This window comes from Gellertiella sp. DMC107 (genome assembly GCF_056313605.1).
Genome location: NZ_JBQUZZ010000001.1, coordinates 798,343 through 811,146 on the forward strand (window position 1 = coordinate 798,343; position 12,804 = coordinate 811,146).

General features: G+C 62.3%; 14 protein-coding genes. 12 read left to right on the forward strand and 2 right to left on the reverse strand.

Annotation, left to right across the window (positions count from 1 at the left end):
* Positions 1 to 236 precede the first annotated feature (236 nt).
* Positions 237 to 467 carry a helix-turn-helix domain-containing protein gene (locus ACT54B_RS03745; protein WP_476042924.1) on the forward strand — a complete coding sequence of 77 codons (231 nt, stop codon included), beginning with the start codon at positions 237 to 239 and terminating at the stop codon, positions 465 to 467.
* Between the two features lie 58 nt (positions 468 to 525).
* Here ACT54B_RS03745 and ACT54B_RS03750 read toward each other — a convergent pair whose 3' ends face one another.
* The gene (locus tag ACT54B_RS03750) at positions 526 to 1,056 is read right to left on the reverse strand and encodes an NADPH-dependent FMN reductase (RefSeq protein WP_476042926.1); all 531 of its coding nucleotides are present in this window, start codon (positions 1,054 to 1,056) and stop codon (positions 526 to 528) included.
* A 193-nt stretch (positions 1,057 to 1,249) separates the two neighbouring features.
* Here ACT54B_RS03750 and ACT54B_RS03755 point away from each other — a divergent pair, with 193 nt between their 5' ends.
* Both ACT54B_RS03755 and ACT54B_RS03760 read left to right on the forward strand, forming a co-directional pair.
* On the forward strand, positions 1,250 to 1,444 hold the full coding sequence (locus ACT54B_RS03755; RefSeq protein WP_476042928.1) for a CopG family ribbon-helix-helix protein: 195 nt from the start codon (positions 1,250 to 1,252) through the stop codon (positions 1,442 to 1,444).
* 97 nt (positions 1,445 to 1,541) lie between these two features.
* Positions 1,542 to 2,453, forward strand: a complete 912-nt coding sequence (locus tag ACT54B_RS03760; protein ID WP_476042929.1) for a DMT family transporter — start codon at positions 1,542 to 1,544, stop codon at positions 2,451 to 2,453.
* Between the two features lie 109 nt (positions 2,454 to 2,562).
* Here the strand turns inward: ACT54B_RS03760 and ACT54B_RS03765 are convergent, their stop codons facing one another.
* Positions 2,563 to 3,225: a TetR family transcriptional regulator C-terminal domain-containing protein gene (locus ACT54B_RS03765; RefSeq protein WP_476042931.1), complete on the reverse strand. Its 663-nt coding sequence runs from the start codon at positions 3,223 to 3,225 to the stop codon at positions 2,563 to 2,565.
* Positions 3,226 to 3,584: 359 nt separating this feature from the next.
* Here ACT54B_RS03765 and ACT54B_RS03770 point away from each other — a divergent pair, with 359 nt between their 5' ends.
* The 9 genes from ACT54B_RS03770 to ACT54B_RS03810 all read left to right on the forward strand — a co-directional run bounded on the left by ACT54B_RS03770 (position 3,585) and on the right by ACT54B_RS03810 (position 12,799).
* Positions 3,585 to 4,838, forward strand: a complete 1,254-nt coding sequence (locus tag ACT54B_RS03770; protein ID WP_476042933.1) for a Zn-dependent hydrolase — start codon at positions 3,585 to 3,587, stop codon at positions 4,836 to 4,838.
* Between the two features lie 165 nt (positions 4,839 to 5,003).
* Positions 5,004 to 5,396 (forward strand): endonuclease domain-containing protein, encoded by a 393-nt coding sequence (locus ACT54B_RS03775; RefSeq protein ID WP_476042935.1) that lies wholly within the window; start codon positions 5,004 to 5,006, stop codon positions 5,394 to 5,396.
* A gap of 130 nt (positions 5,397 to 5,526) precedes the next feature.
* On the forward strand, positions 5,527 to 6,981 hold the full coding sequence (gene hydA, locus ACT54B_RS03780) for a dihydropyrimidinase (protein ID WP_476042937.1): 1,455 nt from the start codon (positions 5,527 to 5,529) through the stop codon (positions 6,979 to 6,981).
* A 112-nt stretch (positions 6,982 to 7,093) separates the two neighbouring features.
* Positions 7,094 to 7,885, forward strand: coding sequence for an ABC transporter ATP-binding protein (locus ACT54B_RS03785; protein ID WP_476042939.1), 792 nt, complete (start codon positions 7,094 to 7,096; stop codon positions 7,883 to 7,885).
* Positions 7,886 to 7,894: 9 nt separating this feature from the next.
* On the forward strand, positions 7,895 to 8,230 hold the full coding sequence (locus ACT54B_RS03790; RefSeq protein ID WP_476042941.1) for a hypothetical protein: 336 nt from the start codon (positions 7,895 to 7,897) through the stop codon (positions 8,228 to 8,230).
* 3 nt (positions 8,231 to 8,233) lie between these two features.
* Positions 8,234 to 9,118, forward strand: a complete 885-nt coding sequence (locus ACT54B_RS03795; protein WP_476042943.1) for an ABC transporter permease — start codon at positions 8,234 to 8,236, stop codon at positions 9,116 to 9,118.
* Positions 9,115 to 9,999 carry an ABC transporter permease gene (locus ACT54B_RS03800; protein WP_476042945.1) on the forward strand — a complete coding sequence of 295 codons (885 nt, stop codon included), beginning with the start codon at positions 9,115 to 9,117 and terminating at the stop codon, positions 9,997 to 9,999. Before ACT54B_RS03795 ends, ACT54B_RS03800 begins: the two co-directional genes overlap by 4 nt.
* A gap of 23 nt (positions 10,000 to 10,022) precedes the next feature.
* Complete coding sequence (locus tag ACT54B_RS03805) at positions 10,023 to 11,015, forward strand: ABC transporter substrate-binding protein (RefSeq protein WP_476042947.1); 993 nt, start codon at positions 10,023 to 10,025, stop codon at positions 11,013 to 11,015.
* Positions 11,016 to 11,605: 590 nt separating this feature from the next.
* Complete coding sequence (locus tag ACT54B_RS03810) at positions 11,606 to 12,799, forward strand: efflux RND transporter periplasmic adaptor subunit (RefSeq protein ID WP_476043502.1); 1,194 nt, start codon at positions 11,606 to 11,608, stop codon at positions 12,797 to 12,799.
* Positions 12,800 to 12,804 lie beyond the last annotated feature (5 nt).

Below are 12,804 nucleotides of genomic sequence, written 5' to 3' on the forward strand. Positions count from 1 at the left end.
CACATTAGCTGTTCGGTAAGCACAGATCTCAACCGGACGCTTACCCAAGCACTTTGCAGGCTGTTAAAACAGTTATGTTAGCTTCCTTTATAGCGAGATACGGGGAAGACCCGTCGGCGGGCCCTTAAGTGGCCCGGCCCGGTGGCGGACAGGATGACCGCCGCGCGATGCGATGTTTCCAGAAAAACAAGAACAAGAACGGCCGTCCCGAAGCGGCCGGCAAACAGGAGCAGACCATGAGCCTTTCGCTGAACAAGACCGACGAGTGCCTTCTGACCGCTGCCGAGCTGCGCCGTCAGCGCGGCTATTCCATCACCGATCTGGCCGAGACTTGCGGCCTGACGGAGCAGGAAATTGCCCGCATCGAAGCCGGTGATGTGGTCGCCGTCCCCTATCTGGTGCGCATTGCCGCCGCTTTGCGCTTCCCGGTGAATTCCTTCCGGGAATATAGCCGCCTCGGCGCCTGACGCGGGAATACGATCTTTCCAAGGGAAGGGCTTCGCCGCCAGGCCACGCCCTCCCCCCTCACACAGCAAGCGCCGCGAGACCTGTCTCCAGGCTGGCGAAGACATCCTGAAGCGCGGCGCGGATTTCCGGGTCCGCCACGAGGCTGTTAGCGGTCGCCTGCCGGTCACGCACGGGGATACGACGGGACGCCGGTTCGATCACCGGCGCCGACATCGTCCTGAGCACCAGCCGCAGGGCGTTCTCCGCCTCCACCGCCCGGGGCGAGCAATTGAGCAGCACAACCGGACGGCTGTTGAAGTCCTCGCAGCCCACCAGCCAGTCCAGCGCATTCTTGAACATGCCGGGAATGCCGCCCGCATATTCCGGACAGGCCATGACAAGCACATCGGCCGATGCCGCCTGCCGCCGAAAGGCGATGACGTCAGCCGGCAAGGCCGAATCGAGATCCGGCGTGAAGGGCGGCAGGCCCCCTATTCCGCGAAAAATAACGAAATCGTGATCTCGGGGCACGAGAGATTTCGCCGCCTCCAGTAGCGCCATATTGAGAGAAGACGTCCTGAGGCTGCCGCAGAGCGCCAGAATATGCATGAAACCCGTCCTTGTCCTGTCCTGTCGATTCGGTGGAAAAGCTACCGGAATCAGGCAGATGCTGCATTCATAAGCGCGTGAACGGGGCACGGGATGCGGCGGTTGGACCAAAATTGTACTAATCGGCAAATGCCTATTTGCAAAATGGTAATTTAGATTTAGTTTATTTTCGAATTCGACAAAGGAAAAGAACATGGCCGTTTCCGTCAAGCTCTGCGCGAAAATCGACCAGCGCCTGCGAGCGCTGGCCAGACAGTTGAACTGCAGCAACCACTGGCTCATGGTGGAGGCAATCCGGCGTTTCGTCGAGGACGAGGAACAAAGGCTGGGGCACACGACGGCCGCCGAGCGGGCAGACACCGACCGGCAGGCTGCCCTGACGGACTGATCAGGCCCGTGCCGGAGTCTGGACTTCCTGCGGCGAACCGGATAGCGCTGATGGCCGGCCCGTCCTGCCGGACGGTCCTGTTCCCCGAAGGTGCCTCATGCAACAGGTCAGTTCTCCCTCGGACGTCAAGCGCGGCCGGGTTCTCGCCCATCTCGCCATGCTTCTGTTCGCCGCCCTGATTGCCGGCTCCTTTTCCTTCGGCGGTCTGGCCGCGCGCGCCATGGATACGGGCGTCCTCACCTTCCTGCGCTATGTGCTGACCTGTCTGGTGATGGGGTTCCTGGCCTATGGCGTCTTCCGCCAGCCCTTCGCCTGGCCGAAGCAGGCCTGGCGTTTCGCGATTCTCGGCGGCCTCATCAGTTTCTACATGCTGACCATGTTCAAGGCGCTGGAATTCACCAGCCCCGTATCGACCGGTGCCGTCTTCACGCTCATGCCCCTGATGAGTGCAGGCTTTGCCCTGTTGATCAATCGCAGGAAAACCGGCGCGCCGGTGCTCGTCAGTCTGGTCATCGCCGCCGCCGGCGCCATCTGGGTGATCTTCCGGGGCAATGTGGACGCAATCCTCGCTTTCGACGTCGGCCGCGGCGAGATGATCTTTTTCACCGGCGTGGTCGCCCATGCGCTCTATGTGCCGCTGATCCGCACCTTCGATCGCGGCGAGCATCCCGTGGTCTTCGGTTTCTGGGTCACGATTTTCGCGACCCTTTTCCTCGCGGTGCGGGCCGGGCCGTTCCTGGCGGATGTGGATTATGCCGGCACGCCCGCGCTGGTCTGGTGGTCGCTGGCCTATCTTTCGGTGGTGACGACGGCGATTACCTTCATGCTCCTGCAATTCGCCTCGATGCGGCTGCCAGCCCCGAAAGTGCTTGCCTACGGGTATCTCACGCCGTCCTTCATCATCCTGCTGGAAGGGATCCTCGGCCATGGCTGGGTGACGATGACGGTGGTCGCGGGTGCTTTCGTGACCGCGCTCGGCCTGGCCTGGATGGCGGCGCTCAAGGACTGAGACGCTCAAGAGCCCGTCCGGCAGGCCCCGCTTCGCCGGACGCGGTCCGCGCCTTTGTCTTCCAGCATTTCCGGACAGCGAGCGCGATCAGGCTTTTCCGGGGTAGCCCCTAGCCCTTCCGCTTGACGGCAAGCCCGCTGAGGAAAAGCTGTTCGAGATGCCGGGCGGCATCGTCGAAACGGCCCTCGCCCGCCTGATCCTGCCCCAGCACCGCCCGCACCTGCACGTCGAAGTCGGCATAGTGCTGCGTGGTGGACCAGATCGAGAAGATCAGGTGATAGGGATCGCACTTGGCGATCTTTCCGGCCCTCGCCCAGGTGCGAATCACCTCGGCCTTTTCATCCACCAGGGTTTTCAGCGGCCCCTTCAGCTCGTCCTCGATATGCGGGGCTCCCTGCAGGATTTCATTGGCAAACAGCCGGCTTTCCCGGGGGAAATCGCGCGCCATCTCCAGCTTCCGGCGAATGTAGGAGCGAATTTCCTGCTCCGGATCGCCGTCCGGATCGAAAGCGCGCAAGGGATCGAGCCAGGTTTGCAGAACCCGGTCGATCAGCGCCCTGTGGATCGCTTCCTTGGTGCGAAAATAATAGAGCAGGTTCGGCTTCGACATGCCGGCCACTTCGGCGATCTGATCGATCGTCGTGCCCCGGAACCCGTGCTGGGAAAACACATCCAGAGCCGCCGAGAGGATCTGCTCCTCCTTCTCTTCCTGAATGCGCGTGCGGCGCAGCGTACGTGCGGCGCGCGGCGCGACAATCCCGGTATCTTCCATGCCCGCCCATTCCTCTTCCTGTACCCTTATCATTCAGCAAACGCCGAACTGTTCAAGATCAAATTGCGGAAACCATTGAAAGAAAGACAGGGCGGATGCTAAACCATCCCCGGACGCGGCGCGCCGCGCCTCCCCGCGGCAGAGGCCTGCAACAGTCGGGCGCATCTCTTCCGCGATCTTTTTTCAATAGGGTCTTGAGTGCAGCGGCGGAAGTTGTAATGTTTACCAATCGGTCAAATTCTGGATGAGACAAGCCTAAAAAGGCAGCCAGCCGGACCTTCCCTGAACGGGGAGGCAAAGGACCACACGGGAACGAAGCGCGGATCATTGCTCCGCTGAAAAAAGGTGAGGATGAACGCATGGTGGCAGCACCCGGCGAAAACATGCGCGTAAACGGCGACCGTCTCTGGGACATGCTCATGGAGATGGCCCAGATTGGCCCCGGCATTGCCGGCGGCAACAACCGCCAGACATTGACCGACGAGGATGGCGAGGGGCGCAAGCTCTTCCAGCGCTGGTGCGAGGCATCCGGCCTCTCCATGGGCGTCGACACCATGGGCAACATGTTCTTCACCCGCCCGGGCACCGATCCGGATGCGCTTCCCGTCTATGTGGGCTCCCATCTCGACACGCAGCCGACCGGCGGCAAGTTCGACGGCGTTCTCGGCGTTCTGGCCGGCCTCGAAGTCGTGCGTTCCATGAACGATCTCGGCATCAAGACCAAGTCTCCCATCGTCGTCACCAACTGGACGAACGAGGAAGGCGCCCGCTTCGCACCCGCCATGCTGGCGTCCGGCGTCTTTGCCGGCGTGCATGACGAGGCCTGGGCGAAGGAGCGCACCGATGCCAAGGGCAAGAAATTCGGCGAGGAACTGAAGCGGATCGGCTGGGAAGGCACCGAGCCCGTCGGCAGCCGCAAGATGAAGGCCTTTCTCGAATATCACATCGAGCAGGGCCCGATCCTCGAGGCCGAAGGCAAGGATATCGGCGTCGTTACCCATGGCCAGGGCCTGTGGTGGCTGCAGGTGACGCTGACGGGCAAGGAAGCCCATACCGGCTCCACGCCCATGCCGATGCGCAAGAATGCCTCGCTGGCCATGGGCCGCATCCTGGAACTGGTCAACACCATCGCCATGGACAACCAGCCCTCCGCCGTCGGCGGCGTCGGCCATATCGAGGTCTCGCCGGGCTCCCGCAACGTGCTGCCCGGCAAGGTGGTCTTCACGGTCGACTTCCGCTCGCCGAACCAGGCGACGCTCGACGCCATGAAGGCCCGCTTCGAGGCGGAAGCCCCGAAGATCGTCGAACCCATGGGCGTCGGCATCGCGATCGAGCCGGTCGGCCATTTCGATCCGGTGACCTTCAGCCCGGAACTCACCACCACCATCCGCAACGCCGCCGAACGGCTCGGCTACTCCCACCGCGACATCATCTCCGGCGCCGGCCACGACGCCTGCTGGATGAACAAGGTCGCCCCCACCGCCATGATCTTCTGCCCCTGCGTCGACGGCCTCTCGCACAACGAAGCCGAAGACATCTCGAAAGAATGGGCCGCCGCCGGCGCCGACGTGCTGCTGCATGCCGTGGTCGAGACGGCGGGCGTGGTGGAGTAAGGGGATGGTGGCGTTCTGGCAGACCCCCACCCCTAACCCCTCCCCACAAGGGGGAGGGGAACGTGCCCATTTCTTCCGTTCGCCCGGATTGACGGGAAACTGGCGGCGTCTGAAAGTCCCCCTCCCCCTTGTGGGGAGGGGTTAGGGGTGGGGGTATCCGGAACGATGACACCTTCCACGATCCAACCGTCAACCATACGTTTCGCACGGAAGCTGCGACGCGAGATGACGGATGGCGAAAGAAGGCTCTGGTCGGAACTCCGGGAATTCCGTCATCATTTCGACATCCATGTCCGACGGCAGGTGCCGATCGGTCCATACATTGCGGATTTCGCGATCCATTCGAAGAAGCTGGTGATCGAGGTTGATGGCGAGTTTCATCAACACCCAGAGCGCATGATTCGGGATGAAAAGCGCGATAGCTGGCTTCGGGGCCAAGGCTATTACGTGATCAGGATCAGCACGGGAGACCTGGAACAGGCCTTCGACGGTTGCATCGAGGAAATCATGCGGGCGCTCGGTCTGATGGATGAAGAGGAATTGTCAAAGACAGACTGAGCGGTCAGACATACCCTCATCCATGCTTTCCCTTCGCAAGGCGGAGGAGAATGGGGAGTAAGCCTTCTTCCCCCTACGGGGATGGCCTAGGGTGGGGTCAGAACGGGAAAAGAAAAATGAGGGAACATCCATGAGCACAGTGATCAAGAACGGCACGATCGTCACGGCGGATCTGACCTACAAGGCGGATGTGAAGGTCGAGGGTGGAAAGATCGTCGAGATCGGGCAGAACCTCTCCGGCGGCAAGGAGCTGGATGCGACGGGATGCTTTATCATGCCGGGCGGCATCGATCCGCATACCCATCTCGAAATGCCCTTCATGGGCACCTATTCCGCCGACGATTTCGAAAGCGGCACGCGGGCGGGTCTCGCCGGGGGCACCACGATGGTGGTGGATTTCGCGCTGCCCTCGCCGGGTCAGTCGCTCGTCGATGCGCTCAACATGTGGCACAACAAGACGAGCCGGGCGACGGCCGATTTCTCCTTCCACATGGCGGTGACCTGGTGGGGCGAGCAGGTCTTCAACGACATGGCGACCATCGTCAACGAGAAGGGCATCAACTCCTTCAAGCATTTCATGGCCTACAAGGGCGCGCTGATGGTTGACGATGACGAGATGTTCTCGTCCTTCCAGCGCGTCGGCGAACTGGGGGCGCTGGCCATGGTCCATGCCGAGAACGGCGACGTGGTCGCGCAGATGCAGGCGAAGCTGCTTGCCGAAGGCAATAACGGCCCGGAGGCGCATGCCTATTCCCGCCCCGCCGAGGTGGAGGGCGAGGCGACCAACCGCGCGATCATGATCGCCGACATGGCGGGCGTGCCGCTCTATGTGGTGCACACATCCTGCGAGCAGGCCCATGAGGCGATCCGCCGGGCCCGGGCCAAGGGCATGCGCGTCTATGGCGAGCCCCTGATCCAGCACCTGACGCTGGACGAGAGCGAATATGCCAATCCCGACTGGGATCATGCAGCCCGCCGCGTGATGTCGCCGCCCTTCCGCAACAGGACCCACCAGGACAGCCTCTGGGCCGGCCTCTCCTCGGGCTCGCTGCAGGTGGTGGCAACCGATCACTGCGCCTTCACCTCCGAGCAGAAGCGCTTCGGCATCGGCGATTTCACCAAGATCCCCAACGGCACGGGCGGGCTCGAAGACCGCATGCCGATGCTCTGGACCCATGGCGTCAACACCGGCCGCATCACCATGAACGAGTTCGTGGCGATCACCTCCACCAACATCGCCAAGATCCTCAACATGTATCCGAAGAAGGGCGCGATCCTGGTCGGCGCGGATGCGGATATCGTCGTGTGGGATCCGGCGAAGAAGAAGACGATATCGGCCGCAAGCCAGCAATCCTCCATCGATTACAACGTGTTCGAAGGCAAGGAAGTAACCGGCCTGCCGCGCTTCACGCTCACGCGCGGCCATCTTGCCATCAATGACGGCAAGGTGGATACCCGCGAGGGCCATGGCGAATTCGTCAAGCGCCCGCCGGTCACACCGGTCAACAGGGCGCTCTCGACCTGGAAGGAAATCACCGCGCCGCGCAAGGTTCAGCGCAGCGGCATTCCGGCGACAGGCGTCTGAATGGAACAGTTTCCGTCCCTCGCACGAATGCGGCGAGGGACGGTTTTCGTTTAAGGGGGAAATCCGCGCCGCAAGGCAGGCGGATGATAAGGGCAATGTGGGACGCCACGACATGAGTGAAAACAAGAAGACCGTCGTATCCGCCAGGGATCTCTGTCTGACCTTCGAGACCAATGACGGACCCGTCAATGCGCTCACGAACGTCAACCTCAACATCGAGAAGGGCGACTTCGTCTCCTTTATCGGACCGTCCGGCTGCGGCAAGACGACCTTTCTGAGGGTGATTGCCGATCTCGAGCAAAAGACGTCGGGTTCCATCACCGTCAACGGCATGTCGCCGGAACAAGCCCGCAAGGCGCGGGCCTATGGCTATGTCTTCCAGGCTGCCGCCCTCTATCCGTGGCGCACCATCGAAAAGAACATTGCCCTCCCGCTGGAGATCATGGGCTATTCGTCGGCGGAAATGCAGAAGCGCATTTCCGAGACGATGGAGCTCGTGAACCTCACCGGCTTCGGCAAGAAATTCCCCTGGCAGCTCTCCGGCGGCATGCAGCAGCGCGCCTCGATTGCCCGCGCGCTCGCCTTCGATGCGGACCTGCTGCTGATGGACGAGCCCTTCGGCGCGCTCGACGAAATCGTCCGCGATCACCTGAACGAACAGCTGCTGAAACTCTGGGCCCGCACCGAGAAGACGATCTGCTTCGTCACCCATTCCATCCCGGAAGCGGTTTACCTCTCCACCAAGATCGTGGTCATGAGCCCGCGGCCCGGCCGCGTCACGGACGTGATCGACAGCCCCCTGCCGAAGGAGCGGCCGCTCGACATTCGCGAGACGCCGCAATTCCTCGAAATCGCCCACCGCGTGCGCGAAGGCCTGCGGGCCGGCCACTCCTATGACGAATAGGAGGCGCACTTGAAACTCTGGGTCATTTTGATGCTGGGGCTCACCACCGGCATCTTCATCGCGGCCGCCTCGACACTGAAGCTCTATGCCGGCGGCGCGCCTTTCTACATGCTCCTGGCGGCGCTTGCGCTTTACGTCACGGGCAATGTGCTTGTGGTGCCGCTGATGCGCGAATCCGGCCTCGGCGTCACCGTCTCCATCCTGTCCGTCACCCAGTTGCTGCTGGTCAATGTCATTGCCTTCCTCTTCTACGGGGAAAAGATCAGCCCGACCCAGCTTTCCGGCATCGCGCTCGGCACGCTCGCCATCGCGTTGATGCTCTGGCCCAGCCAGGGAGGGGCCTGATCCATGGAAAAACCGAATATCTTCAAGGACAGCATCATCCCGATCACCACGGTCGTGATCGCGATCCTGATCGTCTGGCACGTCTTTGTGGTGGTGCTGAACGCCCCCTTCGAGCGGGACCAGGCCGCCCGCGCAGGCACATCCATCACCTTCTCGGAGCTGCTGCCGAAAGTCTTCAACCAGGAGCGGCCCGTCCTCCCTGCCCCGCACCAGATCATTGCGGAACTCTGGGATACGACCATCAACAAGCCGATTACCTCGAAGCGCAGCCTCTTCTACCATTCCTGGGTCACGCTGTCGGCCACGCTGGCCGGCTTCGGCATCGGCACCCTGCTCGGCATCCTGCTCGCCATCGGCATCGTGCACAACCGCGCCATCGACCGCTCGCTGATGCCCTGGGTCATCGCCAGCCAGACCGTGCCGATCATCGCGGTCGCCCCGATGGTGATCGTGGTGCTCAACTCCATCGGCATTTCCGGCCTGCTGCCGAAGGCGCTGATCTCGACCTATCTGTCCTTCTTCCCCGTCGTCGTCGGCATGGTGAAGGGTCTCAGAAGCCCCGAGGTCATGCATCTCGACCTGATGCGCACCTATAATGCCTCGCGCTCGCAGCTGTTCTGGAAGCTGCGCTGGCCCGCTTCCATGCCCTATCTCTTCACCTCGCTGAAGGTGGCGATTGCGATTTCGCTGGTGGGCGCCATCGTGGGCGAACTGCCGACGGGTGCGGTCGCCGGTCTCGGCGCACGCCTGCTCTCCGGCTCCTATTACGGCCAGACGGTACAGATCTGGGCGGCGCTCTTCATGGCGGCAGGCCTTGCCGCCGTGCTGGTGGGCATCGTCGGGGTGGCCCACACCATGGTGCTGAAGCGGATGGGGGTAAAGCCATGAACGGCGCGGAATGGAACAGCGGCTACCTCGTCTTCGCCATGATCTTCTGGATGGCGACCTGGGCCCTGAATGAATGGCTCGTGCGGCTGAAGCCGGAAAACCGGATGGCCGCCCGGCTGGTGAACCTTGCGGTCCCGCTTCTCTTCGGCGTTACCCTGCTCGTCGTCTGGGAATGCATCGTGCGGGGTTTCCAGATCCCGGCGATCCTGCTGCCGGCGCCGTCCGCCATCTGGACGAAGCTGGTCAATTCGCTGGCGATCCTCGCCGCCGACTTCCGCCAGACCTTCCTGAAGGCGGTGCTGACCGGTTTCGTCGCCGGATCGGGCCTCGGTTTTCTGGTCGCCCTCCTCATCGACCGCTCGCCCTTCCTGCAGAAGGGCCTGCTCCCGATCGGCAATTTCGTCTCGGCCCTGCCCATCGTCGGCGTGGCGCCGATCATGGTCATGTGGTTCGGCTTCGACTGGCCGTCCAAGGTGGCCGTGGTCGTGATCATGACCTTCTTCCCCATGCTGGTGAACACGGTGCAGGGCCTTGCCGCCGCCAGCCACATGGAACGGGACCTGATGCGCACCTATGCCGCAAGCTGGTGGCAGACGCTGACAAAATTGAGGCTTCCCGCGGCTGCGCCTTTCATATTCAATGCACTCAAGATCAATTCCACGCTGGCGCTCATCGGGGCCATCGTGGCGGAGTTTTTCGGTACCCCGATCGTCGGCATGGGCTTCCGCATTTCCACCGAGGTGGGCCGCGCCAATATCGACATGGTCTGGGCCGAAATAGCGGTCGCGGCGCTTGCCGGCTCCGCATTCTATGGCGTGGTTGCGCTGGTGGAACGCGCCGTCACGTTCTGGCATCCGTCTGTCCGCGGTGGACGGGCGTAAACAAGAAAAGAGGGAACCAAGGAATGAAAAACAAGCTGACATCGCTGATACTCGCCGGCGCCGTGTCGCTGATGGCCATGCAGGCCATGGCGGCGGACAAGGTGACCCTTCAGCTGAAGTGGGTCACCCAGGCCCAGTTCGCCGGTTACTACGTGGCAAAGGACAAGGGCTATTACGAAGAGGAAGGCCTCGACGTCGATATCAAGCCGGGCGGCCCGGACATTTCGCCGGTGCAGGTGCTGGCCGGCGGTGGCGCCGATGTCGTGGTCGACTGGATGCCGGACGCGCTGGCCAACCGCGAAAAGGGCCTCAACCTCGTCAACATCGCCCAGCCCTTCAAGACCTCGGGCATGATGCTGACCTGCCTGAAGGAAACCGGCGTTTCCAAGCCGGAAGACCTGAAGGGCAAGACGCTCGGCGTCTGGTTCTTCGGCAACGAATATCCCTTCCTCTCCTGGATGGCAAAGCTCGGCTTCTCCACGCAGGGCGGCGCCGATGGCGTGACCGTGCTGAAGCAGGGCTTCAACGTGGATCCGCTCATCCAGAAGCAGGCAGCCTGCATCTCCACCATGACCTACAACGAATACTGGCAGGTCATCGACGCGGGCATCAAGCCGGAAGACCTCGTCACCTTCAAGTATGAGGACCAGGGCGTCGCGACGCTGGAAGACGGCCTCTACGTGCTGGAAGACAAGCTGAAGGACCAGGCCTTCAAGGACAAGATGGTCAAGTTCGTCCGCGCCTCCATGAAGGGCTGGAAATATGCCGAGCAGAACCCGGACGAAGCCGCCGGCATCGTGCTCGACAACGACGCCTCCGGCGCCCAGACCGAAAAGCACCAGAAGCGCATGATGGGCGAAGTGGCCAAGCTGACCGCCGGTTCCAACGGCGCGCTCGACGAGGCCGACTACAAGCGCACGGTCGCCACCCTGCTCGGCGGCGGTTCTGACCCGGTCATTTCCAAGGAGCCGACCGGCGCCTTCACCCACGAGATCACCGACGCTGCCCTGAAATAGGCCGACGTGAACGCATGAAGAACGGCCGCGCAACCTCAGGATTGCGCGGCTGTCATGTAAAAATCAAAACTATTGATGCGTTCCGTGCCCCACTGTGGCCTTTAGGTCATTGATTTAACAAATGTTCGTTATTAGACAGAAGCAAGGCGAAAACGGGTTTGCAGCCCGTTAGGTGAAATTTTGCACTCATTCACCACATCGCCGGAAAATGCCTTGCGGATTGACACGGTCGTCCCCACATAGGACTGGTTTCTGATTTTTGCCAGTTTCGGGAGATTGCCCGCGCATTTCAAGCGCAACCACAGGGAAGTATAACGGCAGCACGACAGCCATCCGCCCGCCTCCTTATTGCAGGAGGGGAAAAAGACGGATCGGCCACAGCCGGTAACGGGCAACAATCCCAGTTTCGCCCTTTCACGGTTGAAGCATTGCATGGCGCAGGAACGGCAGCGGACGATCCGGTCGGATCGCGGGCTCTTTTTCCTGCCAGAGGAAAAATGACCGGTCCTGCAGGATGCCGCTGAACCCCATGCGCACCTGGCCGGGGACCGTCCAACAGGGTTTGGCCAACAGGATTTAGAATGACGGGTATGGCTCGCAACAGATTTCGCCTTATCGGAATGACCGCAGCGCTTCTTCTTGCTTCGACGGCAGGTTACGCCGGGGCGGAGGACGCGGCCGCCCCCGCGCCGGCCGCACAGCAATTGCCCGCCATCGTGGTCATCAAGGCAACGGAAGAAAAGCTGACCGCGAAAATCGTCGCGTCCGGCACCATCCGGCCGGTCAATGAAGTGCTCGTGCAGCCGCAGGTCGAGGGTCTGTCGATCCGCGAACTGAAGGCCGATGTGGGTGACCGGATCAAGGAAGGCGATGTGCTCGCGACCCTCAACGACGATGCCCTGCTTCTGTCGAAGAGCCAGTTGATCGCCACCCGCGCCAAGGCCGAAGCCGGTCTGATGCAGGTCAAGGCACAGCTGGCGGAGGCGGAGGCCAATGCCGCCGAGGCCCGTCGCCAGGCCGACCGCGCCCGCACGCTGTCCGGCAAGGGCACGATCTCGAGCGCCCAGGCAGACCAGCTCGAAGCCGCCGCCGTGGGTGCGGAAGCCCGTGTCACCTCGGCCAAGCAGGGCATCGGCGTCAGCGAGGCGGATCTGAAGGTCATCGATGCGCAGATTGCCGATATCGATCTGAAGCTTGCCCGCACCAATGTGAAGGCTCCGGTTTCCGGCCTCATTTCCGTCCGCAATGCCAAGGTCGGGGCCATTGCCTCGGGCGCCGGCCAGCCGCTCTTCACCATCGAGCAGGATGGCGCGCTGGAACTGGTGGCCGATGTCTCGGAAAGCGATATTCTTCCCGTGAAGAACGGCCAGAAGGCGACGATCGCTCTTGCAGGATCGCGCAAGCAGGTTCCGGGCACGGTCCGTCTCGTCTCGCCCACCATCGACCCGCAGACCCGTCTGGGCACGGTGCACGTGGCGATTGACGACGATACCCAGGCGCGGTCGGGCATGTATGGCAGCGCCTCCATCATCACGGCGGAAGGAACGGGCGTCGCCCTGCCGCTGACCGCCATCACCACCGCGGAGGATGGCACCACCGTTCGCAAGGTCGAGGATAGCGTGGTGAAGCTGGTGCAGGTGGAAACCGGCATTCAGGACGGCGACCGCATCGAAATTCGCAAGGGCCTGAAGGCCGGCGACGAGGTCGTGGCCAAGGCCGGTGCCTATGTGCGCGACGGCGACCGCATCCAGCCCGTGCGGGCCCAAACGGCTGCATCGAACTGAGGAAC

Excerpts from the sequence above, each read along its gene's own strand:
- ACT54B_RS03745 (WP_476042924.1), top strand. The coding sequence starts at position 237 with ATGAGCCTTTCGCTGAACAAGACCGACGAGTGCCTTCTGACCGCTGCC.
- ACT54B_RS03750 (WP_476042926.1), bottom strand. The coding sequence starts at position 1,056 with ATGCATATTCTGGCGCTCTGCGGCAGCCTCAGGACGTCTTCTCTCAAT.
- ACT54B_RS03755 (WP_476042928.1), top strand. The coding sequence starts at position 1,250 with ATGGCCGTTTCCGTCAAGCTCTGCGCGAAAATCGACCAGCGCCTGCGA.
- ACT54B_RS03760 (WP_476042929.1), top strand. The coding sequence starts at position 1,542 with ATGCAACAGGTCAGTTCTCCCTCGGACGTCAAGCGCGGCCGGGTTCTC.
- ACT54B_RS03765 (WP_476042931.1), bottom strand. The coding sequence starts at position 3,225 with ATGGAAGATACCGGGATTGTCGCGCCGCGCGCCGCACGTACGCTGCGC.
- ACT54B_RS03770 (WP_476042933.1), top strand. The coding sequence starts at position 3,585 with ATGGTGGCAGCACCCGGCGAAAACATGCGCGTAAACGGCGACCGTCTC.
- ACT54B_RS03775 (WP_476042935.1), top strand. The coding sequence starts at position 5,004 with ATGACACCTTCCACGATCCAACCGTCAACCATACGTTTCGCACGGAAG.
- hydA (WP_476042937.1), top strand. The coding sequence starts at position 5,527 with ATGAGCACAGTGATCAAGAACGGCACGATCGTCACGGCGGATCTGACC.
- ACT54B_RS03785 (WP_476042939.1), top strand. The coding sequence starts at position 7,094 with ATGAGTGAAAACAAGAAGACCGTCGTATCCGCCAGGGATCTCTGTCTG.
- ACT54B_RS03795 (WP_476042943.1), top strand. The coding sequence starts at position 8,234 with ATGGAAAAACCGAATATCTTCAAGGACAGCATCATCCCGATCACCACG.
- ACT54B_RS03800 (WP_476042945.1), top strand. The coding sequence starts at position 9,115 with ATGAACGGCGCGGAATGGAACAGCGGCTACCTCGTCTTCGCCATGATC.
- ACT54B_RS03805 (WP_476042947.1), top strand. The coding sequence starts at position 10,023 with ATGAAAAACAAGCTGACATCGCTGATACTCGCCGGCGCCGTGTCGCTG.
- ACT54B_RS03810 (WP_476043502.1), top strand. The coding sequence starts at position 11,606 with ATGGCTCGCAACAGATTTCGCCTTATCGGAATGACCGCAGCGCTTCTT.